Below are 24,963 nucleotides of genomic sequence, written 5' to 3'. Positions count from 1 at the left end.
GGCTTTATAGATAAAACAGGCAAAGAAGTGATTCCTATAAAGTATGATTATGCAGATAGATTTTCAGAAGGATTAGCAGCCGTAAGTCTAAATAAAAAATGGGGTTTTATAGATAAAACAGGTAAAGAAGTGATTCCTATAAAGTATGATGATGCTGAAAGTCCTTCAGAAGGATTAGCTAAAGTAAAATTGAATGATAAATATGGCTTTATAGATAAAACAGGCAAAGAAGTGATTCCTATAAAGTATGATTATGCAGGAAGATTTTCAGAAGGATTAGCAGAAGTAGAGCTAAATAACAAATGGTTCTATATAAACCAAAAAGGAGAATGTGTGAAAGACTGTAATAATGCCCCTGCCGACCACCCCATAGCCAAATAACTTTTAAAAAATATTACAAATATGAAAAACATATTACTTTACACTCTATTACTAACTGCATAGCTGATATAGAAGCATACGATTTGAAAATACAAGATGCTACTTTTGACAACTCATCAATACTAAAGGCTAAATTATATATTAACGGCACTATACAAGGCAAATCTAATGGCTTTTTTGAATTGCGATACAAAGGGAATGCTATTAGCCGTATAGACCCCAGCCCAATGGTTAAAATTATAAAAGAAGAAAAAGAATGAATCAACAACAAGATTTTTTAAAATATCAAGCTCCCACTTCACCTTATCCGCGATTGTTGGAGGTGGAACGCGCCGAGGGTAGCTATATCTACACCACCGATGGCAGGCGTTATTTAGATTTTGTGGCTGGGGTATCGGCTTGTACTTTGGGGCATTGTCATCCTGCGGTAGTGAAGGCTATCCAAGAGCAGTGCGCTACCTATATGCACGTGATGGTCTACGGCGAGTACGTACAAAAGCCTGCGGTAGATTTCTGCAAGCTCCTTGCCGAGCAGTTGCCACCTGAACTCAATACCACCTATTTGGTAAACTCCGGTACAGAAGCTATTGAGGGATCCGTAAAATTAGCCAAACGCGCTACGGGGCGCACCCAACTCATCGCTGCCAAAAATGCTTATCACGGCAATACACAGGGTTCGATGAGCCTAATGGGCTATGAAGAACGCAAACGCGCTTATCGTCCTCTTATTCCTGACGTAGATTTTATAGAGTTCAACAACGAAGCTGATATCCTCAAAATCACTGAACGTACCGCAGGGGTAGTCTTGGAAAGTATCCAAGGGGGAGCGGGCTTTATCGAACCTCAAAACGACTATCTCATCAAGGTAAAACGCCGTTGTGAAGAAGTAGGTGCTTTGCTCATCATCGATGAAATACAACCTGGTTTCGGGCGTACTGGTAAGCTCTTTGGCTTCCAAAACTATGGCTTTACCCCCGATATTATCGCTATAGGCAAGGGAATGGCAAGTGGTATGCCTGTAGGGGCATTCGTGTCGTCGTATGAGCGTATGCAGTTATTGGCTCACAGTCCTAAAATGGGACATATCACCACTTTTGGAGGTAATCCCGTGATAGCAGCTGCCTCGTTAGCAACCCTCAACCAGCTCCTCACTACCGACCTGATGGCTCAAACTTTGGAAAAAGAAAAACTCTTCCGCAAGTATTTGCAACATCCACTTATCGAAAGTATCAATGGTCGAGGATTGATGTTGGCTGTCATTGTGAAAACTGCCGAAATCGCCGATTTTGTGGTGAATTACTGTCAAGATAAAGGATTGATAGTCTATTGGCTCTTGTTTGAACACCGTGCCGTACGACTTTCTCCTCCACTTACCCTCACCGATGAAGAAATCAAAGAAGGTTGTGACATTATCTTGGAAGCGTTGAACCAAGTAACAGGTAACAAGTAACAGATAAAAGTGCATTAAAGTTGATAAAGACTCGCACTCTCATTAAATTAATTATCAAATAAAACAAATAACACTAAAATGGAAAACGGAATTTATGCTAAAATAACTACTAATAAAGGCGTTATTTTACTGCGTCTTACTTACGACAAAACTCCTGCTACGGTAGGTAACTTTGTGGCTCTTGCCGAAGGAAAAATGGAAAATTCACAAAAACCATTAGGCACTCCTTATTACAACGGACTCACCTTTCACCGCGTGATTCCCAATTTTATGATACAAGGTGGTTGTCCGTTAGGCACGGGTACTGGTGACCCTGGTTATCGTTTTGACGATGAGTTTCACCCAGAATTGAAACACAACAAAGCAGGGGTCATTTCTATGGCAAATGCAGGTCCTGGCACCAATGGAAGTCAGTTTTTTATCACGCATTTAGCAACACCTTGGTTGGACAATAAGCACACTGTTTTTGGTGAAGTAGTAGAAGGTCAAGAAGTGGTAGATGCAATTGCACAAGGTGATAAAATTGAAAAAGTAGAAATCCTAAGAGTAGGAGCAGAGGCTGAAAAATGGGACGCTCTCAAGGCTTTTGAAGATTTAAAAGCAGCAAAAGCAGCTCGTTTAGCCGAAGAAAAACGCAAAGCCGAAGAAGCCTTAGCTAAAGAAGTAGTAGGTTTTGATAAAACCGACAGTGGTTTGTACTACCAAATTACCCATAAAGGTAATGGTAAAAAAGCAGTAGCCGGACAAAAAGTAGCGGTGCACTATACCGGTATGTTGTTAGATAAAACAGTATTCGATAGCTCTCATCGCCGTAGAGAACCTTTGCAATTTACCGTAGGGGTAGGGCAAGTGATACAAGGCTGGGACGAGGGAATTTTGCTCCTCAGCGAAGGTGACAAAGCCCGCTTGGTTATCCCTTCAGAGCTTGCTTATGGCAGCCGAGGTGCTGGAGGGGTTATTCCGCCCAATGCGCCTCTCATCTTTGATGTCGAATTAGTTTCAGTAGGATAAAATAATAAAGCCAGCTTTTAGCTGGCTTTATTATTTTATCTGTTACTTGTTATCTCTATCCAAAAACGTGTAGTGCTTCAAAAGATACCAATGTGAGGTATCCTAGAACAAAACCTAAAAGAGCTATCCATAAGATATTTTTTACGTACCAGAAGAAACTAATCTTCTCCATACCCATAGCTACAACTCCTGCCGCCGATCCGATGATAAGCAAGCTACCTCCTGTACCAGCAGCGTAGGCGATGAAATGCCAAAGACCACTATCAATAGGTTCTTGGAACATACCCATACTAGCAGCTACCAATGGTACGTTGTCTATAATAGCCGAAGCAAAACCTAAAAGCAGAATTACTACATTTGTGCTTGGAATAGTTTGATTCAATGTTTGTGCAAAATTGAAAAGTGTTCCAATAGTTTGCAATGATGCTACTGCCAACAAAATACCTAAGAAGAACAAAATACTTGAAAATTCAATACGACTCATCGCACGGTGAATACTGAATTTGTCGTTATCAGTAGGTGAAAGTTCGCTGATAGGTTTCAATTTTTCAGAAATAAACCACATTGTAGCCAAAGCAAAGAGCATACCTATATAAGGAGGTAAATGAGTAATCGATTTAAAAATAGGGACAAAAATAATAGCAATAAAACCTATTGACAGAACGGGCATACTGCTTTTGTAAGTAACGCCTTCTTCACTGTTAGAAGTATCGATTTTTCCTTTGAACACAGGTAAAAATGATGCAATGAGCAAAGGTACAACCAAACATACAACAGAAGGAATAAATACGTACTCTACTAATTTAGCAGCGGTTACTTTGCCTTTCACCCAAAGCATAGTAGTAGTTACGTCGCCGATAGGTGACCAAGCACCTCCTGCATTAGCTGCAATTACAATGAGAGAAGCGTACCATATACGTTCTTTTTGTTCTGGAATAATCTTGCGCAGAATGGTGATAAGGATAATAGTAGTAGTTAGGTTATCAATAATTGCAGAGAGGAAGAAACCGATAATTCCTATAATCCATAGGAGTTTTACCTTACTTTGGGTACGAATCAATCGTTTGATGATTTCAAACCCACGGTGCATATCGATGATTTCTACGATGGTCATCGCACCGATTAAGAAGAAGAGAATTTCGGCTGTTTCAGCTAAGTGATGTTGTAAAGCTTTGTCGATAGCAGTAGCATTATCGGCAGGGTTAGCCGGTACTAATACACCGTTCATAACTTCCATTACATCAATGTTAGAAACTTTTAAGAGCGTCCAACAGATAACAGCCATAGCTAAAGCCGAAATAGTTTTGTCCACCTTTATTTGGTGTTCTGTAGTAATACAAAGATAGCCAATAATGAAAATGGCAATAATCCAAGGTTCCATATAAATTAATTATTTATTAAAAATTTAACGGCGCAAATATACATAAACTTTTTATTACTTACCAAATATTTTTTTAATTTTCATTCTGTAGTTATCGCTTGATATACTACGCTTTGTATTTTTTGTCGCACTAATTTGTTAATCAGTAGTTTATTATTTGAAGAAGGGTAGGTGCGGTTAGAGAGAAAAACAATTACAATCTCGTTAGTAGGGTCAGCCCAAGCAAAAGTGCCTGTAAAACCTGTATGTCCAAAACTGTCCATAGGCACGCAGCCGCAAGTAGGTCCTGATTTTCCTAATTGAGGCTTATCAAATCCTAATCCACGGCGGTTGCCTTCGCCGCAATAGTTACAGGTATTGAAAAGGTCAACGGCTTGAGGTTGCAAAAACCATGTGCCGCCGTAATAGCCTTTTTGGAGGTACATTTGCATCATTTTGGCTACATCATCGGCAGTACCAAAGAGTCCAGCGTGTCCACCTACTCCTCCCAGCATAGCCGCTCCTTGGTCGTGTACATAACCGCGGAGCACTTGGTTGCGAAACCCTTTTTCATCTTCAGAGGGGGCGATGTTGGCAGGGGAGAACTTATGCAAAGGCAAATAAGTGAGTTGGTAAGCCCCTAAACCTCTATAAAAGTGTTTTTGTACCAACTCTTGTAAAGGTTTTTTTTCTTTCTTCTCTATAAACTTTTTGAAATAGTAATACGGCAAATCACTGTACAAGTACTTTTTATCTTTGATGAGTTCACTTTCGTCTATACGTTTGTAAATAGTATCAGTATATCCTTCTATGAGGTACATATCTTTGGCTACTTCGGTGGGAAATTCATCGCTTTTCACAGTGCTGTAAAACGCCGTGCTCGGCTTTTGTACAGAGTCTAAGGTTCTTTTAAAAAAAGGAATCCACGCCTGAAATTGAGCGTAATGAGAGAGCACATCTTTCATAGTCATCTCAGCTTTATTTGTATGCTTGAGCTTTGGGAGTAAATCCTCAAAAGTGCTTACGGGTTTGAAATCACCTTTGGTGTATAGGCGCATCAGTTCGGGGAGTGTAGCCAATATTTTGGTGAGTGAAGCAAGGTCGTAGATAGTGTTATCGGTAACCCTATTGGCAGGATTATAGTCTAAAGTGCCAAAGTTCTTGCGGTATACTGTTTTGCCCTTTTTGGCGACTAATATTTGGATACCAGGGGTCATTTTTTGGTTGATAGCATCTAAGGCAATACTATCAATTTCTTTAAGTTTAGCCGAATTGAGTCCTACACTTTCGGGTAATCCAAAAGCCAATCGCCCTATTTTTTGGGTGCTGATAGAAGTGCCTACAGGCAATTCGGGGTGAGCAGTTACAGGTAATACCCCTTTGCCGTCGATAGCACCAAAGATAAGCTGAGCGGCTTTTTCTTGAGCTACTTTGTGGTTTTGGTAAGCAAATACTATCGCTTTGATATGTGCGATATTCTTTACGTTGAGCATTGCATACGGACGAGTGAAAACAGTTAGTATCACTTTCTTCTTTTTGGCGATATGCTCTAACCATTTTAGCTCATTATCACTGAATTTATAAGCGTCCCAAGGAGTTTTATCAGGTTTGTGTAACCCGATGATAATAGTCTCGAAATTCTCTATCGCATTGTAGAGTTGGGTTTCGTTTTGAGGTTCTATGAGGGTTACCTCGGCGTATTTGCGCAAGGAAGAATAGAATGCCCAACCGCTGTCGTTGCCAAATTTCACATAGGCAATTTTGCGTTTATCTAGGTCTTTTAGGGGGAGAATGTTTTCCTTGTTTTGCCCTACAGTAAGGGAGTTTTCAAAGAGTTCTTCGGTGAGCAAATCATCTTCGAGGGTGTGCAAGCCCTCATTGATTTTTGTTTCGTCTAAAGGAGTGAAGGAAGTGAGCCCTACTTTGTATTTAGCCATCAGTATTTTTTTTACTGAGTGAGCCAAACGTTCCTCACTAATACGTTTGTTTTGGTAGGCTTTTTTCATAGCTTCAAAGCCTTTGGCTACATTAGCAGGCATCAGCAAGATGTCGTTTCCAGCCAAGAAGGCTTCTACTTCCACTTCACCTACAGGCAGATATTCTGATACACCTTTCATACCCAGCGCATCGGTGAAAATCAAGCCTTTATACCCCATTTTCTTTTTGAGCAAATCGGTGATGATAACTGAAGAAAGGGAAGAAGGTAAGCCAGCTTTAGGTTCTAATGCAGGGACGTTTAGGTGACCTATCATCACGCTAGCTACTTCTTTGGCGAGCACTCTAAACGGATAGAGTTCCATCTCATCTAATCGATTGGCTGTAAATGAGATAGTAGGAAGGGTTTTGTGTGAATCTTTGGAAGTATCGCCGTGACCAGGGAAGTGTTTGGCGCTGCCCAATACCCCCACTGATTGCATTCCACGGGTAAAAGCAAGTCCTTTTTGAGCGACATTTAGTTTATCCTCTCCAAAAGAGCGATTGCCAATAATAGGGTTATCGGGGTTAGTGTTGATATCGATATCGGGTGCGAAGTTGAACTGCATACCTAATTGTTTACAGTGCATTCCGATGCGTTTGCCAGTGCGCTCTATCAGTGCGTTGTTTTTAATCGCACCAAGGGTCATATTCCACGGATAGGCATAGGTAGAGTCAAGGCGCATAGCGAGCCCCCACTCGGCATCCATTGCCATAAAAAGAGGTATTTTAGAGAGAGATTGGTACTCATTGGTAAGTTTAGCCTGACGTTTAGGTCCTCCTTTAGAGAAGATAATCCCACCGATATAGTATTTTTTGATGAAGTCTTTAATTTCTTCAGCCCTTTTAGTGCCTATATGGCTTGAGTAGACCGATACCATAAAGAGTTGCCCTATTTTTTCGTCGAGAGACATCTGGTTGTAAGTATCGTTTACCCATTTTTCTTGGGCTTGAGCATCGGGAGAGTGCAGTGGAGATTGAGCTATTGAAGTAAAGAAAGATACAATAAATAAAGATATAAAAATATAAGTTTTTTTCATTTTATTAGGTAAGAGGTAAAAGGTAAGAGGTAAGAGTGAGTTTTTTTTACTTCTTATCCCTTACCTCTTATCTATCTAAAATTCATCGATATTGTAGGCTTTGAGTTTGTTGTAAAGAGTTTTACGTGTAAAGCCTAATAATTTAGCTGCTTCTGTTTTGTTGTTATGGGTTTCGTGTAAAGCCCCAATGATAAGCTCACGTTCATTTTCTTTGGTAGAGAAAGAAAAGCGTTCGGTAGGGAAATGGCGTGTTTCTACAATCACAGGTTCTGGCAATTCGTTTTCGGTGATGTAATCGCCTTGAGTGAGTAGGGCAGCACGTTTTACAGTATTCGATAGCTCTCGTAAGTTACCATTCCAAGTGTATAAAAGCATTTTTTGTACTGCTTTTTCAGTAAATCCTTGTACGTTCTTGTGGAGTTTTTCATTGGCTTTTTCCAAGAAGTAAGAAGCGAATATCATCAAATCGTCTTTGCGTTCGTTGAGAGAAGGTACTTTTATAGAGAATTCGTTCAAACGGTGATAGAGATCTTCGCGAAACTCACCTTTGTTTACAGCTGCGAGTAAATCTTCGTTAGTAGCTGCAAGAACGCGAATATCTACATCTATTTCCTTAGAACTACCAATAGGTTTGATACGGCGCTCTTGGAGGGCACGCAACAATTGTATTTGGTTTTCATAGCTGAGGTTACCTACTTCGTCGAGGAAGATAGTACCGCCGTTAGCTTCTTCAAAATGTCCTTTTTTATCACTGATAGCACCTGTGAACGAACCTTTTACGTGACCGAAGAACTCACTTGAAGCGATTTCTTTAGGGATAGCCCCACAGTCTACCGCGATAAATGGTTTGTTTCGGCGTTCGCTTTTTAGGTGGATAGATTTGGCTACTACTTCTTTACCTGTACCACTTTCTCCCATAATAAGCACGGACATATCGGTAGGAGCTACCAAGTTGATGAACTTGCTCAAGCGTTTAGAGGCAGGGCTAATTCCTTCGATATAAGGATTGTTAGCGTCGGTTTCGGGGGCTTTAGTGACTTTAGCAGGGGCGCTATCATCAGCAGGAGATGAGGTTGTAGATTTTTTCACTACATTAGAGTCTTGCTGTGCGGTGCGTGTGCTACTTTGTGCATTTTTGATAACGTTTAGCACATCTTCTTGTTGGAAAGGCTTAGATATATAGTCGAAAGCACCTAATTTCATAGCTTCTACAGCAGTAGAAACTTCGGCGTAGCTGGTCATTACCACTACGGGGAGGTTAGGGAAGTTTTCTTTTACCGCTTTTAAGAAGGTGATGCCATCTCCATCAGGGAGTCTCAAATCGGTAAAGACCATATTTAGTGATGTATTTAGGTTTTTTTCAGCTTCTTCTAAAGTATAGCAACCTATTACATCGTATCCATTGCGTTCCAAGAATCGGCTTAACATCTTGGAAAACACTACGTCATCTTCTACTAAAAGAATAGGATTCTTCATATTTGTATGTTTTTAGAATAATGTAAGATTAAATATTTACTTTTTAAAGCTATATAAAAAGTGTGCAAATGTACAACTTTTTCTGGAATAATAGTATTGTTAGTCAAAAAAAAGACTTCCCTTTCAGGAAGTCTTTTCCAATGCATATAATATAAATACTACTACTAACTCCCAATTTTGTTAGTACTTTAAACTAGCAAAGTCTATTTGTTAGTTTAAAAAAAAACTATTTTACAATAGTTCAATAAATGATTTTGTTTAACAGTTAAAATTTTAGCAATGTTTCTTAAATGATATCGTTTCCCAACGATTTTAGTAAAATGAAATGAAATTTAATTTTTAGCAATAATCTTGTTTTAATGATTCTTATCTAACAATGTTTCTTTTAGCAATTTTTTCTCAGTAATTTAATTTTTAACCAATTTTTGTACTTACGAACAAATCATTCACTATTTAATTATGTATGCATTGTAAATGTTTTTGATTCATTTACAACTTGTATATTGAAAATATCGTGCCAAACTTGAGAAGTGTGTTTATAAACTCGTTAATTGCTTTTATTTCAATAAAATATACTGTTGATAATCTGTTAATAACTATGTTGATACTTTGTTGAAAAACGTATAATTACACAATCAAAGTGTGTAATGTATGTGTAATTTCTGTTTACAGTTTTACAGTTTTTTGGATATTTCGCAGTACTAAAAGGTTGTATAATACCCCTAATATTAATAAAATTGTGATGGCGGCTATAAATAGTATACTTTGTTCGCTGTTGAACTCAAAAAGGGTGTTGAGTTTTTCAGTATAGAGTTTGCGTATGTATAGACTGAGTACTATTGCTCCTGCAACAGTTATTACTGTGACTATGCTGATGACCCATTGATAGAATCGCGCAATTTGATGAGGCTGGTAGCCTATATGGTATAGATTAACAATTTGCTCTTTGTGTTTTTGGATGATTAGATTTATGCTGAGCAGTATGAAAGCAATTGATAGTGCTATGATAATCAGTGAGATGCTTACGACAAAAAGCAAAGCTGAGTGAAAAAAGAAACTCATTTTGCTGAGTTCTAACTCGTCTTTATTGATAGAAAAATTGTGCTTGTTGAAATATTGTAACACGCGTTCATCGGAAGGGTTTTCAAACTCTACTAACAACCGGCTGGTTTTGCTCTCCTCGGTTTTGCCGTACTCTTTGTTAGCCCAATCCAAAAAACTTTGGGGTACCAAAATAGAGTTGATTTTGTTTGAAAAGCCTACAATTCTGCTGGCGTAGTTATCGTTTTTACCATTGCCGCTCACTTCTAAATTGAAACGCACTTGTGAAATGGTATTCTTAGAGAATACGGGGAGCCCTTGGCTTTCGGCAAATCCGAAATTGTAGAGGTTTAGGTAATTCTCTGGAATGATGATAGGTACAAAACTACTCCCTTTACTCCACTGCCAGTCATCGGGTTGAACATCGAGGTATTTATCGGGGATGCTTTCAAAAAAGAGATCGGTGTAGAAGAGGGGAATATTATCGTCTTTATCAGTATAAGCACCTATTTTGAAGGAGGCTGGGGTGAAGTGTGAAACACTCTTTACAAACGGCTCTTGTTTGAGTTTTTCCATCTCGTTTTTATCAAAGTAAATACCTTCTTTATCAAGAGTTTTGAAAATGGAAATATTTTTGCTCACTACTGCGTATTTACTTGCAAAAACATCGGTTTGATGCTGTAATAAAGGCTTTACATCAAAATATAACTGACAAACGGTGAACAGTATGCACACTCCTATGCAAAGAGTGAGTGCATAACCTACTATTTGCGATTTAACAAGTGTGTTTTTTTGTAGTTTGTATAACATCTTTAACAATTGAGAATTAATATGTTTAATTTCTAAAACCTAAATTGAGTTTTTTGTTATATTGGAAAAAGTTGTTATCCTCCAAAGAAGTGAGGAGTAGGCTGGCGTTGCGCGCTTGTAGTTCTTCCTCTATGATTTCTCTTAAAATAGTGGTGTTGCTATCGTCTAAATGACTGAAAGGCTCATCTAACAACAACACCTCAAAAGGCTGACACAAGGCGCGCAAGAGGGCGATGCGCTGGCGTTGCCCTAAAGAGAGTGTTTGTACCAAAGTATCGCGTTTGTGGGAGAGCCCCACACGCTCTATGAGGCTGTTTATTTGGTCTTCAGTTTTGTAGTAGGTGAGTTTGTTTTTCAAGATGATATTCTCAAAAGCAGTGAGGGTAGGGAAGAGCCTTAAATCTTGATATACATAACTCAGTTTATCAATGCGATAGCGGAGTACTTCTTTTTTGTTAAACATCTCGTTGTAAGTAATTTTGCCATCGTAACTAAAACTCGCACCATAAATGAAATTCAAAAGTGAGGTTTTACCTTGCCCCGATTGTGCTCTGATGAGGTAACGCTGCCCTTGTTCAAAAATTACTTCTGGCTGTAAATAGATATCGGACGACGGTATTTCGTCGCCCGACATATAGGTGGGTTTTAAATGTTGTAGCTTAATTTTCATAGTTTATTACTTTGTCTATCGACTTGAAGAAAGTATTCAAACTGTTCTTTTCAACCCCTTTAAGGTGATAAATAAATTCAGCTGAAGAGTTGTCGATGCGTTTGCACTCTAAGTTTACAGAGTGTTGGGTAAACAAATCGAAAGCAAATTTATCTTTTTTGTGTTTAAAAGAATCAAAATATTCTTTTGGATAGTTGTTAGGGTCTAAACTCATATAGAAATAGGTGAGATCTTTGCTTACGTGTTTTCCAAAATCAGAATTTACAGCATTGTTGCTCACACCTCCTTTTAGGAATGCTTCTACACCTTTAGGAGAATTACTACCGTAGAAAGCCTTGTTGTTATAAGCAAAATAAAATGTGAGGTCTTTTTGGAGAGGGAGTTTGTAATAACCGTTTTCTAATGCTAAACCAGCAAGTGTTATTCCTTTGTCGAGGAGCGTTTTATCGCCTATATTGAATGAGAGTCCAAAAACAGGAAACATTCTCTCTTTTTCTACTTCTTTGTATTCATAGCTATCTTCACTTTGTTTATCTTCTACTAAATCTAAATCATAGCTGATATATTTTTGATTTTCAAAGCCTTCAATAGCTAACATAAAGCTGCCACCAAAGAAGTTGAGCACATTTTCCTTAGTAAGTCCCTGAGTGTTGAGGAGTTTCACGAGGTCGTCCTCATTAAAATCTTTGCCAAATTGAGCTTTTAGAAACTCGTAATAATTCTTTACATTTATCGCACCTCCCATAGCTAAAGGAAGCTTTTCGGGAGTGTTTTTCAAGATATCTTTATCAAATGTAATATCGTACAAGTCGTACTTTTTCAAGAGTTTAGCTGTTTCTTCGTTGTAGATACTATAAGTAGTGAGTTTGATATCATCCTTACCGAAATCTACAAAACCGTAGAAATAAGAGTCTTTTTGCATATTGAAGAGACTTTTGTATAAAGAAGCTGCCATTCCATTGAGGAACATACTGTCGTCTTGCACAAAGCCTCCCAGATTTATCCATAGGTTGATATCTTTTTGTCCGTTTAAGAAATCGGAAAAACCTTTGATGTCAGTAATTTGTTCTGATTTATCTTGGTTGTACAATTTTTTTATTACTGATTCTCCCTCCATAGAGCGATAGTCTTCACCTGCAATGAAAAGCATTTTGTTGTCGTCCCAACTGAGATATGATTCATTGTTTAAGTGAACGATGTTCAAAGCGCCGTCTTTTTTAATATCTAGTTCCATATAAGTTGCTTCTGAAACTCTGTTTAGAAGGTCTTTAAACTTATTGTTGTCACTCAGTACTGCCGTAATTCCTATGTGAGGTTGGCGGCTATCCCCTCCGTATTTTTTATTATTGAAAGCAAAAAGATAGACATTTTTTTTAAAGTCGATGCCCGAAGCCTTAGGGTCGTTCAGTATTTCACTGAAAATTTTACCCATTTTATTATTATCGTTGTTGAGAGCCTCTTTGATTTTTTGGGAACTTTTGAGTTTTTGCAATTCCTCTACATCTGCTTTTTTGTAAAGAGATTGCAAGTCGAATGAAACGACTGCCATAGCATCTTTAGGAATTACTTTTAAGTTCTCACTTTTCTTAGAGCACGAAGTAAAGCCTAAAGCTAATACTCCTAATAATAAAATAAATTTTTTCATAGTATTAATTGTTTGATTTACTTTTATTTGTTACTTGAACCTCATCACCATTTTTCAAACTTTTGCTCACTACACCATAAGGTCCTGTGATAATAGTCTCGTCTTTAGCGACACCCGAAAGGATTTCGATATAGGCATTGTCCTGAATGCCTGTATTTACAGCGCGAAGTTCGGCTTTACCATTTTTGAGTACGAATACAGCTTCTTGTTTTTTATCGGCTTCTTCTTTAGGTGTTTTAGGGTCGATTTCCGATTTTTTCTTTACAATAATAGCACTGATAGGAACTGCTACTATATCTTTTTTTGTTTTAGTGAGTATATCAACAGTAGCAGTCATTCCTGGGCGGAAAGGAGAATAGCCCGCGGGCTTGCCTTCTAAAAGGTCTTTGTAAGAAGTTTCTTCTATATGTATTTTTACTTTGAAGTTCGTTACTTGGTCTACACTCGTGGTAGTGTTGGCGGTGTTCGCAATATTGGTAACCCTACCTTTGAAAATGCGCTTGAGGTAAGCATCGACTTCTACATTCACTGAGTCGCCTACGCTTATCTTCACGATATCATTCTCATTTACATCTACTTCTACCTCCATATTGTGAAGGTTAGCCACGCGCATAATTTCAGTTCCCGTCATTTGCATCGTGCCTACTACGCGCTCGCCTAACTCTACACTGAGTTTAGAAATAGTGCCATCGGTAGGTGAGTAGATAATTGTTTTTTTGAGGTTATCTTGGGCTTCCGATACACTTGCCATCGCACTTTGTACATTGAAACGAGCCGACTCGCGAGAGGCTTTGGCAACCTCATAGGCTGATACAGCTTTGTCCCAATCGGATTTAGAGATAACGCCCTTCTCGTACAATACTTTGTTGCGTTTGTAACTCTCTTCAGCTTCTTTGAGCGTTGCGGCTGATTGTTGTAAGCTCGCACGTACGGTTTCTAAACTCGCCGCACTGCGCTTTACTACCGATTGGTAAATGTCAGGATTGATACGTACCAAAAGATCGCCTTTTTTGACCATTTGCCCTTCTTTTACAGGGAGTTCTATGATTTCTCCTGATACTTCCGACGATAGTTTGATTTCCAATTCGGGCTGTATTTTTCCTGTAGCCGACACTTTTTGGACAATAGTTGTAGGCGTTATCTTTTCTGTTTCTACACTTAAAGTATTGTTGTTGTCGCCAAACCAACCTGCTTTTTTTCCAATGATTAGCACGATTAAAAGCAAGGCAACAGCTGAAATAATGAATATAGTTTTTCTTTTCATAACAATCAAGTTGTTTTTCAAAGGCAAAGATATAAAACAATTAGCAAATGAGCAAATTCTGTGGAATGAGGTTTCTTATTCTATAGGGTAACATATTACAATTTTATCACCTGATAGATAGAAAATAGTATCATTCTTTTCCTCTTTTATATAGCCAATATATTTTTTGTTAGAGTATATAGTGTCAATATCAAAACTATTTAACAAGGCTATATCTTCTTTAAGTTCTGATAATGTATATTTTAAGAAGCCATTAGCCCTATTCCAAGAAATTTCTTTTAACTTTCCGTTCTTATCGTAGCGCGAAATGGTTTTGATAAGTAGCCTTCCGTAATCACTTTTTATAAAACCATCGGGATTATATTGATAAGTGTTACTCACTTTCTCGGCGCAGATAACCTCAAAATCCCTTTTAGGTTTGTTACAGCTTATGAGTAAAAGGGTGATAATTAGCAAAAGGACACTTATTTTTATACTTTCTTTCATCTTGATTAAGTTATCGGGATAGCCACTTTCATCTATAGGGAAATGAAATTTCTAGTTCTTACCTCGTAATTTATCTATTGTGATTTACCTAAAAAACGTCATTTTTCCATTCTCTCTAAACGCTTCAAAAGGAACTTTAAAACCTTCTATTTTATCGCCGTTGAGCTGAACGTATTCTACTAAGTTATCCGTGCTGTTGCGGGCTACGGTTTTAATTAAAAACTTCTTGCCTTCAGGTAGTTGTAAACTTACTGTTTTAAATAAAGGATTCCCTAAAATATAAGCGTCAGTAGCAGGGGTTACAGGGTAAAACCCTAAAGCTGAGAACACATACCAAGCCGAAGTTTGTCCGTTGTCCTCATCGCCGCAATAACCATCGGGGGTAGGGGCGTAGAGTTTTTCCATTACCTCACGCAGTTTGGCTTGTGCTTTATGAGGTTTGCCAGCATAGTTATATAAGTAGATAAGATGTTGGATAGGTTGGTTGCCGTGAGCGTAGTTACCCATATCCATAATTTGCATTTCGCGTATTTCGTGTATGGTAAATCCGTAGTAAGAATCGTCAAACAATGGTGGCATTTCAAATACTTCGTCTATCTTTTTCTCAAAAGCCTCTTTGCCTCCCATCAGTTGTATGAGTCCCTCAAAATCCTGAAATACCGACCACGTGTAGTGCAAGCTATTCCCTTCAGTAAACGCATCGCCCCATTTCAGTGGATTAAATGGCGACTGAAACTTTCCGTCCTTATTTTTGCCTCGCATCCACTTAGTTTCAGGGTCAAATACATTTTTATAGCGTTTGGACTGCTCGTAGTATTGTTTAGCTATATCAGCTTTGCCCATTTTTTCTGCCATACGCGCAATGCAATAGTCGGCATAAGCGTACTCAAGGGTACGGGCTACATTTTCGTTAATCTTCACATCATAAGGAACATAACCTAAAGTATTGTAGTAATCTACCCCCTCACGACCTACCGATTTTACGGGTCTACCATCGTTTTGAGTAGCATTCTTTAGCATTGCCTCTAAAAGAATTTCGGCATCAGCGGCTTCTATATTTCCTTTTAGGTAAGCATCGGCAATGATAGAAGCTGAGTTAGAGCCTATCATACAATCCCTATGTCCTGGGCTAGCCCACTCGGGTAACCAGCCTGATTCCTTATAAGCGTTCACCAATCCCTTCATCATCTGTTGGTTCATCTCGGGATACAACAGGTTAAACAGCGGAAATACAGCGCGAAAAGTATCCCAAAAACCATTGTCGGTGAACATATAACCTTTTTCTATCTTACCATTATACGGACTGTAATGCACCATTTCGCCTGTTTTGTTGTACTCGTAGAAAGTGCGTGGGAAGAGCAATGTGCGGTACAAACAGGAGTAGAAAGTGCGCAAATGGTCTATATTTTCGTCCTCCACTTGTATTTTGCTGAGTTCGGTTTCCCAAAGAGTGAGAGCCTTTTGTTTGGTTTGTTCAAAAGTGTCATTGCCTAATTCTGTTTGTAAATTTAGTAAGGCTTGTTCAGGTGAAATGAACGACGATGCTACTTTCACAGTTACCTGCTCGCCTCTTTTGGTGTTGAAACCTATCACTGCTCCTGTATGTTCACCCTTACTTTCAGTGTTTTTAGATAGTTTAAAACCGTTGCTCCACGTTTGTACGCTCTCAAAATCTTTGTCGAAAGTAAGCACAAAGTAATTGTGGAAGTTCTCGGGTACTCCCCCGCTGTTGTTGCGCGCGTAGCCTATAATCTTGCGCTCTTTGGGTAATACCTGTACCATTGAGCCCTTAAAATAAGCATCGAGAAGCAAATAAGCCTTATCGCTTTCGGGAAAAGTAATGCGAAACTGTGCCGCTCGTGAAGTAGGTGTAATCTCTACTGAGGTGTCATAATCAGCTAAATACACTTTATAATAGTGAGGTTGAGCTGCTTCTGCTTTGTGCGAAAACCACGAAGCTCGCTCTTCTTCTTTGATTTTCAAGTCGCCTACTACGGGCATCAATGCAAAAGCCCCATAGTCGTTAATCCACGGACTTGGTTGGTGAGTTTGCTTAAAACCTACAAGTTTATCAGCGTGATATTGATATGCCCAGCCATCGCCCATTTTGTTCGTTTGGGGAGTCCAAAAATGCATACCCCAAGGCACCGCTATTGCGGGATATGTGTTGCCATTAGAAAGACTAAACTTAGAATCGGTGCCCATCAGAGGGTTTACGTACTGAGTATAAGAAGTTTCGGGTACAATAGGAGTGTCGTCTTGTTGTTGAGGTGGTTTGTTTTCTGAAGTAGGAGAGGAGCAAGCAAACAAACTCCCTAAAAAGATGGTTAAAAATAATCGTTTCATAAGGTGTTTTTTATTTGAAGGCAAAGGTAATAATAAAATTTGAATAAACAAGTTTTATAACTTACTAAAACTCAATATTATCTCTTGTGTAAAACTGGCACATTAATTGCTGACTTTCTCAAAATTAAATCTAAATCCCTGATTATACATTGCAAAATGCTGAACAAAAGCTTTATTTTTCAAGCTCAGGGAACTAAAAAAGAAACTTATGAAAAACAAATCTTTATTCATTGCTCTTTTCTCTTGTTTGCTGGCACCATTGTCGGCACAAACTTCAGATTTGCCTTTTAAAGGAGGTGAATGGTTGCGTTTTAAAGTAAAATATGGTGTTTTTAATGCGAGTATCGCTACAATGTCGCTCAAAGAAGAGATGTATGGAGGTGAAAAAGTGTATCACGCTACGGGAAAAGGGGCTACTACCGGCTTGGCACGCGTGTTTTTTAAAGTAGATGATACTTATGAGAGTTATTTTGGTATCACCGATGGCAAACCGCGTCTTTTTATCCGCAATATCTACGAAGGAGGCTATACCAAACACTTGAAAATGTATTTCAATCACTCCGATAACAAAGTGAAAATTCACAATGTAGAAAATGGCAAAGATACTGAAATTTCTTTCCAGCCAGGACTTCACGATGTAATTTCAGCTTTCTATGCACTTCGTCACCACCCCGATATCGAAAATATGAAAGTGGGAGGGCAAATCACTTTGGATATGATTTTTGATGACGATGAAGTGTATAAATTTAAGCTCAAACTACTCGGTCGTGAAAAGGTTAAAACACATTTTGGCACTGTAAATACGCTTAAATTTTGCCCATTAGTGCAAGATGGTCGCGTGTTTAAAGAAGAAGAAAGCATTACAATGTGGATTACTGATGATAAGAACAAAGTGCCTGTCAAACTACGTGCAGCCTTGCGTGTTGGCTCTTTAGTAGCCGAACTCGATGGCTTTAATAATTTAAAAAATGACAGTGATTTGAAAAAAAAATAAGTGTATTGTATAGATAGTTTATTTTTTTTACGTATATTTGTGCCCTCAAACAAATATAAAAAATAAACAATTATATTATGAAAAACTTGTTTTTAGCAGTCTCTGTGCTTCTTGCTTCTTTTGCGTATGGGCAAGATGCAAGTGTGAAAAAACTAATAAAACTCGCCGAAAAAGGCGATGTGAAAGCTCAGTCCGAATTAGCCGACGCTTACTTAAAAGGTAAAGGGGTAAAACGCTCTTTTCAAGATGCCGCTTTATGGCTTGAAAAAGTAGCACAAGCAGGTGATGCGCAAGCACAATATCAGCTCGCTCACCTATATCTCGAAGGGAAAGGAGTTTCTAAATCCGATGAAAATGCCGCTGAATGGCTTTCTAAAGCAGCCAAAAATGGTAATTTGAATGCCGAACAAGAACTAGCTCTTTGTTACCGAGATGGTCGCGGCGTTCCTCAGTCTAACGAAAAATACTACGCTTGGATTGAAAAAAATGCCGATAACGAAAAAGCTGAAACCTTGCTCGACCTTGCTAAAGCGTACTACGCTGGAGATGGCGTAACTAAAGATGTAAACAAAGCTAAATTTTGGGCTCAAAAAGCTACTAAAAAAGGAAGTCATGAAGCCGATTTCCTCCTTGCTACTTGGATGTACGAAATCAATCCTTCTAACCCTGAAGCTATACAACGATTGATACAAGTTGCTGAAAAAGGTGATGCTGATGCTCAAGCTATTATAGGTGAATCCTATCTCAATGGTAGAGGGGTAGAACAATCCGAAAGCAAAGCTATAGAATATTTTGAGAAAGCAGCAACTAAAGGAAACCCTACAGCTCTCTATCACTTGGCTAATTTCTACTTCTATGGCAATAGTCCAATAATCGGTAAATTCCCTAAAAAAGCCCTCGATTACTACACTCAAGCTGCTACCAAAGGAAATGTGGATGCTCAAAAACAGCTTGCTGTGTGTTTATATAATGGTATAGGAGGAACTACTTCTCAACGCGATGCTTTTAATTGGATTCTCAAATCAGTAAATGCTAACCCTACTCCTATAACCGAAAACAACTTAGCTGTGTGTTACCTCACTGGCAACGGAGCTAGAACTTCAGCTTCTCAAGCCCTAGAACTTTTCCAAAAAGCCGCTGATGCAGGTGACGTAACAGCTCAATATAATTTGGGAGCCCTCTTGCTTGAAGAACCTCAACAAGACATAAAAAAAGCTTTTAAATATCTTGAAAAAGCAGCCGCTCAAAACCACCTACTTGCTATTAAAAAATTAGGTGATTTAGACTTCGCAGGAAAATATACAAATCAGTCCTACACCCGTGCTTTCGAGTATTACAACAAAGCAGCTAAACTTACTCCTACTCCAGAAAACCAAATGTTAGATTATTTCTACCAAGGACAAACCGAAGCTTATGCCGACGTGCTTTTTACTCTTTCTCAGTGCTATGCTGAGGGTAAAGGCGTGAAAAAATCCCCTCGTGAAGCGGTTAAATGGGCAATAAAAGCCGCTAATTTATCACATAAAGGTGCTTTTGAATGGTTGCTCAAAAAAGTGGAAACAAACGCTGATAAAGAAAGTCCCGAGGTAATCCTCACTGTCGCCGATGCTTATTTCTATGGAAAAGGAGTTAAAAAACAAAATGAAAAAGCTTTCACTCTATACGAAAAACTCGCTAAACAACAAGATAATACTCAAGCTCAAAAACGCTTGGTAGAATACTATTTTTGCCCCAAAAATCCTCAAAAAAGCGAAGAAAAAGCTATCTATTGGAGCGAACACGTTGCTAAAAAAGGTGATGTGGAAACTCAATATAACTTAGGTAAATACTATATGACCCTTGTTCCAGATGTAGCCCCTGTCTCAACACCTAAAACAACTCCTGAACAAACTAAAACAACTACAACTACAGCCTCTCCTGCTGCTCCTAATCGTGCTAAAGAAAATCCTTCAGTACGACAACGTAATGCTGCTACCAAAACTCCTATGAAACGCCTTAACGAACACAAAGGAGTACTTTGGCTCTCTAAAGCTGCTGAACAAAATAATGTAGCTGCACTTACTGAACTCGGTGCTTACTACGAAAGCAAACAAGATTTCGCTCAGGCAGTAAATCAATACCAAAAAGCTGCTCATCGCGAATACGCTGAAGGGCAATACAAATTAGGAAATTGCTATTACAATGGCAGTGGTTTAGAACGCTCTAACGAAAAAGCAGCCGATTATTATAAACGTGCAGCCCGTCAAGGGTATGCACCTGCGCAATTCCGCTTAGGTCATTGTTATTATCACGGTGAAGGTATCCAGCAGTCTGATGCTCGTGCGATCGATTGGTTTGATCAAGCCTGTGATAGTGGTGAAAAACAAGCCTGCGATATGCTAAAAGTTGCAGTGGCTAAAAAATAAATATCACACAAACACTACAAATAAAAAAGCTGTCCAACTCTCTGGGCAGCTTTTTTTTATTATTATTCATCTTGTCTTACCTCATTCTTTTAAATCTATTGTGTGTCCACAAGTAGAACTCAGGGCGGTCATAGATTTGTCGGGTTACACGTTCAAAGAACATATCTGTAATTTGAAAATCCACGTAATCATTAGGTACTTCAGCTAAAACTTCAAAAGTTGTTTGGTAATACCCGCGTTTCAGTTTCTCTATTTTAGCAAACACAATTACTGTATTCAAAGCCTTTCCCAAGCGTTCTGCTCCAGTGAAAACAGGGATATTCAAACCTAAAAACGGACGCAAATAATTCTTTTTGTTGTTGGGAATCTGGTCAGAAGCAAATCCATAGCAATACACATCGTGAGCATCTTTGTGTTTTTTCATCTCGCGGTGAGCAGTGTAGCGAGGTAGCAAAAAGCTGTGATGTTTAGTACGTATTTTCTGTAAAAGTTTGTCAAAATAAGGATTACTTAGCGGGGTATACAGAGCGTACGATTTGTGTTTAAGGAAGTAAGCCAATGAAAGTAACCATTCATAACTTGCGTAATGGCTGCACATAAACAAGATGTTGCGTTCCTCATTTTCGTATTTCTTCAAAACTTCCAAGTTAGGGAAAACCATACGTTTTTTCATTTCTTTTTCACTCATTCCGTACGATTTCACCATTTCTAAGAGGGTATCGCAAAAATGGTGGTAGAATTTGCGTTCGATGTCTAAAAGTTCAGTTTCAGTTTTAAAGGGGAAGGCAGTGCGTAAGTTTTTGCGTACCACTTTTACTCTGTATTTCAATAGAGTATATAGCACAAAGTACAAAAAGTCCGATACGCCATAGAGCATCCAAAAAGGCAACCGTGAGATTAGCCAGATAAGAGGAAAAGCGATAATATAGATAAATAAATTCATTTGAGTTCAAATTCAAGCCGCAAAGGTAAAAATATTTTGTCAAATAGCCAATTAGCGTATTTGTCAGTTAATGATTATTTTATATTTTTGCAACATAAATTTTGCCAAAGTTGAATTTATTTGTAACTCACTTTCAAAAAGAAGTAGGTGCTGAACTGAGAATTATGGAGCTTCAAGGTAATGATAACCTATTAGGAGCCTTAAGTTCTCAAGGAACTTTATATATTTTTGAAAACTGAGATATAATGGACAAAAATGATTGAAGTGCTTAAATTTAAAAGCTAGGGAGAAAACGCTATTAAACAAATAGGTAGAGATAAAGACTTTTTAAAACAACACCTAATGTATCTTTCTCAAACAAATGACTTAAACAAACTGCATTACATTTTTGATGTTAATAAATTCTCTAATAGAGAAAAAATATTAGAACAATTCAAAAAAAATGTATATAAATAATGTTGATAAAGTATTGAACAATATGAATAGTAATTTAAGAGCTTCTATTTTTGGAAGAGGCTCTTTATCTGAATAAAAGAAAATATTTGAAGCTATGATAAGAGATAGTAAATCTCCATTGTATAATTTTATAAAATAATGATGAAACTCCAAGAAATAATTAGTAGAGCATATAGTTTCTCTATTTATGATAGAGAAAGATTATATGTCACAGAAGATTTTGATCTATTCTTAAACAACAAAAAAGTTGCTTTTGGAATAGATTTAGACAATTATGATTTATATAAAAACAATACCATCATTTGTATTAAAAATGATGATACAATAGTAGGAGATTTAGTAATATCTAATAAACAGTATTTAAAAAGCACTATCAATCACATTTCAAATACATTGATTCTATCTGGAAATTTTATATTAGAATATCCAAAATATTCTTCTGTCTATTACTTATTCAATTTATTAGATAATAGTTATAAGGAGGTTATTAGATATGAGTCTCTTAAATTTATATTGAATACTGATGATAATCTTTTTTTATCAAACACAGAATTTATAACTTGTTTTAATTACTTTTGTAAAGAACCTCTTTGGCAATTCCCCTTACTTTCAATTCCTAATAATCCTCATAACGACAATTACAACAAAGAGGCAGATTGGGAAGTGAAAAAGTTGATAGGCGTGTTAGAAGGAAAACTTTGGATAGCTCTCAATCATCACACAATCATAGCGTTAGATATTGAAACAGGGGCTTTAGTACATCAAATACATACAATAGCTAATTTCCATTGTAGTTGGTTACCCTCGGCTATTCCTCTACCCGAAACAACTCAAATAGACGAAAAGAATCATAAACTTATCGGTTTTATGTGGGAATTCTATTGGGAAATAAACCCTACTAATGGAGCGATTCAACTCTATGATTTAACCAATGAGCTTTCAGTCAAAAAGATACGTAGTGATATAGCTAATTTTGTGCTAACAGATAGCAAAATCTATTTTGCAAGTCATTTTGATAGTAAAATAGGAGCGTTGGATAGAGTTACCAAAAAACTCACTTGGGAGTATGATTTTAAAAGAGAAGAAGATGCAGAACCGAGAATTATGGAGCTTCAAGGTAATGAAAACCTATTAGGAGCCTTAAGCTCTCAAGGGATTTTATATATTTTTGAGTGTGAACAACATTAAAAGCTCCTTCTTATCTAAAACCTAAGTTCTTTCCCTCTTGCTAATTAACAAATTATTCGTACTTTTGCCCCCGTTTTTAAATTATTAATTGTCAGTAGTCAATTGTCAATTATCAATTGCTAATTATTCTCTATGCTGAACGTTCACAATCTATCTGTTTCTTTTCAAGGTGAATACCTCTTTGAGGATGTTGCTTTTATGCTCAATGCAGGCGACCGTGTGGGGCTTATCGGTAAGAATGGAGCAGGTAAATCTACAATGCTCAAACTGCTTTCACGCGAACTAAAACCCGATACTGGGGGAATCGCTACCGATAAAGATGTGCGCATCGGTTTCCTTAAACAGGATATCGATTTTGTAAAAGGGCGCACTATCTTAGAAGAAGCCTATCAGGCATTTACCGAGATCAAAGCATTAGAACGCCAGTTAGACGATATCCATCATCAAATAGAAACTCGCACTGATTACGAGAGTCAAGAATACCACGATTTGCTCGATAAGCTAAGCGATTATACACATCGTTTTGATCTCATCGGGGGCTATCAGTACCAAGGTGAAACCGAAAAAGTATTACAAGGTCTTGGTTTCCAGCGTAGTGATTTTGATAAACTCACCGATAGCTTTTCAGGAGGTTGGCGTATGCGCATAGAGTTGGCAAAACTGCTCTTGCAAAACAACGATGTATTGTTGCTGGACGAGCCTACGAATCACTTGGATATCGAGTCGATTATATGGTTAGAACAATTTCTCACTACTTATAGTGGGGCAGTGGTAATCGTCTCTCACGATAGGATGTTTCTCGATAATGTTACCAATCGCACTATCGAGATTTCAGTAGGCAAAATATACGATTACCCTAAACCCTACACTCAATTTTTGGCATTGCGCCAAGAAATACGTGAGCAACAACTCGCTTCACAAAAAAATCAAGAAAAGAAAATTCAGCAAACTGAAAAGTTGATTGAAAAATTCCGTGCAAAAGCTACTAAGGCTTCTATGGCGCAATCGCTGATGAAAAAACTTGACAAGATAGAGCGCATAGAGGTAGATGAGGAAGATAATGCTGTGATGAATGTGCGCTTTCCCGTATCGGTAACTCCAGGGAAAGTAGTGCTCGAAATAGACGATGTGTCTAAAAACTACGGTGAAAAACAAGTGCTTAGCCACGTGAGTTTGCTTGTAGAACGCGGCAGTAAAGTAGCGTTTGTAGGGCAAAACGGACAAGGGAAAACTACCCTCGCCAAGATGATTGTAAGCGAAATTCCGTACGACGGAACTATCAAGTTAGGTCACAATGTGCAATTGGGGTATTTTGCCCAAAATCAAGCCGACTATTTAGATGGCGAAATCACTGTGCTCGATACGATGTTCAACGCTGCTAACGATAGCAATCGTATGAAAATCCGCGATATTCTCGGCTCTTTCCTCTTCCGTGGCGATGAGGTAGATAAGAAAGTGAAAGTGCTTTCAGGGGGTGAGCGCAATCGCTTGGCATTGGCTAAAATGTTGCTGTCGGATTTCAATGTTTTGGTGATGGACGAGCCTACGAACCACTTGGATATCAAGAGCAAAAATGTGCTCAAAAAAGCACTTCAGCAATTCGAAGGAACGCTCATCATCGTGTCGCACGACCGTGATTTCTTGCAGGGACTCACTGATAAAGTGTACGAATTTAAAAACCAACACCTTAAAGAATATTTGGGCGACATCGATTTCTATTTAGAGCAACGCGCTGTCGCTAATTTCCGCGAAATAGAACAACCTAAAGAAACGACTAATATTGCTACTAAAGCTGCTCAAACTCCTGAAAAACTATCTTTCGAAGAACAAAAACAACAGAAAGCAGCTCAAAACAAACTCAATAAAATAGAACGTAACATCACCGAGCTTGAACAGGAACTCAAGGTGATGAACGAACAAATGGGACAAGGCGTACAAACCGATGCGTTCTACAAACAGTACGAACAGAAAAAACAACAGTTGGAGGATTTAATGACCGAATGGGAATCTTTAATGAGTTAAT

At 38.1% G+C, this 24,963-nt stretch carries 19 protein-coding genes; 9 read left to right on the top strand and 10 right to left on the bottom strand.

The window, feature by feature from the left end; all coding sequences use genetic code 11:
• From Q0162_RS09090 to Q0162_RS09075, 4 genes are all read left to right on the top strand, one after another.
• Positions 1-381, top strand: a 381-nt coding sequence (locus tag Q0162_RS09090) for a WG repeat-containing protein (RefSeq protein WP_297891015.1), incomplete at its 5' end; no start/stop codon positions are given.
• Between the two features lie 83 nt (positions 382-464).
• Positions 465-641, top strand: coding sequence for a hypothetical protein (locus tag Q0162_RS09085; RefSeq protein WP_009750791.1), 177 nt, complete (start codon positions 465-467; stop codon positions 639-641).
• Complete coding sequence (locus tag Q0162_RS09080) at positions 638-1,831, top strand: aspartate aminotransferase family protein (protein ID WP_297891014.1); 1,194 nt, start codon at positions 638-640, stop codon at positions 1,829-1,831. Before Q0162_RS09085 ends, Q0162_RS09080 begins: the two co-directional genes overlap by 4 nt.
• A gap of 78 nt (positions 1,832-1,909) precedes the next feature.
• Positions 1,910-2,842, top strand: coding sequence for a peptidylprolyl isomerase (locus Q0162_RS09075; protein WP_297891013.1), 933 nt, complete (start codon positions 1,910-1,912; stop codon positions 2,840-2,842).
• A gap of 55 nt (positions 2,843-2,897) precedes the next feature.
• Here the strand turns inward: Q0162_RS09075 and nhaD are convergent, their stop codons facing one another.
• From nhaD to Q0162_RS09030, 9 genes are all read right to left on the bottom strand, one after another.
• Positions 2,898-4,223, bottom strand: coding sequence for a sodium:proton antiporter NhaD (gene nhaD / locus Q0162_RS09070; protein ID WP_297891012.1), 1,326 nt, complete (start codon positions 4,221-4,223; stop codon positions 2,898-2,900).
• Between the two features lie 80 nt (positions 4,224-4,303).
• Positions 4,304-7,216 carry a glycoside hydrolase family 3 N-terminal domain-containing protein gene (locus Q0162_RS09065; protein ID WP_297891011.1) on the bottom strand — a complete coding sequence of 971 codons (2,913 nt, stop codon included), beginning with the start codon at positions 7,214-7,216 and terminating at the stop codon, positions 4,304-4,306.
• 75 nt (positions 7,217-7,291) lie between these two features.
• Positions 7,292-8,692, bottom strand: coding sequence for a sigma-54 dependent transcriptional regulator (locus tag Q0162_RS09060; protein ID WP_297891010.1), 1,401 nt, complete (start codon positions 8,690-8,692; stop codon positions 7,292-7,294).
• 666 nt (positions 8,693-9,358) lie between these two features.
• Positions 9,359-10,543, bottom strand: a complete 1,185-nt coding sequence (locus tag Q0162_RS09055) for an FtsX-like permease family protein (protein WP_297891009.1) — start codon at positions 10,541-10,543, stop codon at positions 9,359-9,361.
• 25 nt (positions 10,544-10,568) lie between these two features.
• Positions 10,569-11,213, bottom strand: a complete 645-nt coding sequence (locus Q0162_RS09050) for an ATP-binding cassette domain-containing protein (protein WP_297891008.1) — start codon at positions 11,211-11,213, stop codon at positions 10,569-10,571.
• Positions 11,203-12,858: a DUF4836 family protein gene (locus tag Q0162_RS09045; protein ID WP_297891007.1), complete on the bottom strand. Its 1,656-nt coding sequence runs from the start codon at positions 12,856-12,858 to the stop codon at positions 11,203-11,205. The genes Q0162_RS09050 and Q0162_RS09045 overlap by 11 nt, the downstream gene beginning before the upstream one ends.
• Positions 12,859-12,862: 4 nt before the next feature.
• A complete protein-coding gene (locus Q0162_RS09040; RefSeq protein WP_297891006.1) occupies positions 12,863-14,122 on the bottom strand; it encodes an efflux RND transporter periplasmic adaptor subunit in 1,260 nt (419 codons plus the stop codon).
• Positions 14,123-14,197: 75 nt separating this feature from the next.
• Positions 14,198-14,608, bottom strand: coding sequence for a hypothetical protein (locus tag Q0162_RS09035; RefSeq protein ID WP_297891005.1), 411 nt, complete (start codon positions 14,606-14,608; stop codon positions 14,198-14,200).
• A gap of 84 nt (positions 14,609-14,692) precedes the next feature.
• The gene (locus Q0162_RS09030) at positions 14,693-16,954 is read right to left on the bottom strand and encodes a GH92 family glycosyl hydrolase (RefSeq protein WP_297891004.1); all 2,262 of its coding nucleotides are present in this window, start codon (positions 16,952-16,954) and stop codon (positions 14,693-14,695) included.
• Between the two features lie 208 nt (positions 16,955-17,162).
• Between Q0162_RS09030 and Q0162_RS09025 the strand changes: the two genes are divergently transcribed.
• Together Q0162_RS09025 and Q0162_RS09020 are read left to right on the top strand one after the other, a co-directional pair.
• Positions 17,163-17,948 carry a DUF3108 domain-containing protein gene (locus Q0162_RS09025; RefSeq protein ID WP_297891003.1) on the top strand — a complete coding sequence of 262 codons (786 nt, stop codon included), beginning with the start codon at positions 17,163-17,165 and terminating at the stop codon, positions 17,946-17,948.
• A 77-nt stretch (positions 17,949-18,025) separates the two neighbouring features.
• Positions 18,026-20,353 (top strand): tetratricopeptide repeat protein, encoded by a 2,328-nt coding sequence (locus Q0162_RS09020; protein ID WP_297891002.1) that lies wholly within the window; start codon positions 18,026-18,028, stop codon positions 20,351-20,353.
• 76 nt (positions 20,354-20,429) lie between these two features.
• Here the strand turns inward: Q0162_RS09020 and Q0162_RS09015 are convergent, their stop codons facing one another.
• A complete protein-coding gene (locus Q0162_RS09015) occupies positions 20,430-21,296 on the bottom strand; it encodes a lysophospholipid acyltransferase family protein (protein ID WP_297891001.1) in 867 nt (288 codons plus the stop codon).
• A gap of 110 nt (positions 21,297-21,406) precedes the next feature.
• On the opposite strand from Q0162_RS09015, the gene Q0162_RS09010 reads away from it, so the two are divergent.
• The 3 genes from Q0162_RS09010 (at position 21,407) to abc-f (ending at position 24,962) form a co-directional block, all read left to right on the top strand.
• Positions 21,407-21,535 (top strand): hypothetical protein, encoded by a 129-nt coding sequence (locus Q0162_RS09010; RefSeq protein ID WP_297891000.1) that lies wholly within the window; start codon positions 21,407-21,409, stop codon positions 21,533-21,535.
• Positions 21,536-21,890: 355 nt separating this feature from the next.
• Positions 21,891-22,940, top strand: coding sequence for a hypothetical protein (locus tag Q0162_RS09005; protein WP_297890999.1), 1,050 nt, complete (start codon positions 21,891-21,893; stop codon positions 22,938-22,940).
• Between the two features lie 132 nt (positions 22,941-23,072).
• Entirely contained in the window at positions 23,073-24,962 is a 1,890-nt protein-coding gene (abc-f, locus tag Q0162_RS09000; RefSeq protein ID WP_297890998.1) for a ribosomal protection-like ABC-F family protein, read from the top strand.
• Position 24,963: the final 1 nt, after the last annotated feature.

The organism is uncultured Capnocytophaga sp. (assembly GCF_937936315.1).
In the GTDB taxonomy this organism is placed as follows: domain Bacteria; phylum Bacteroidota; class Bacteroidia; order Flavobacteriales; family Flavobacteriaceae; genus Capnocytophaga.
The sequence above is the reverse complement of the archived record's forward strand: the minus strand, read 5'-3'. Positions and strand labels throughout refer to the sequence as shown.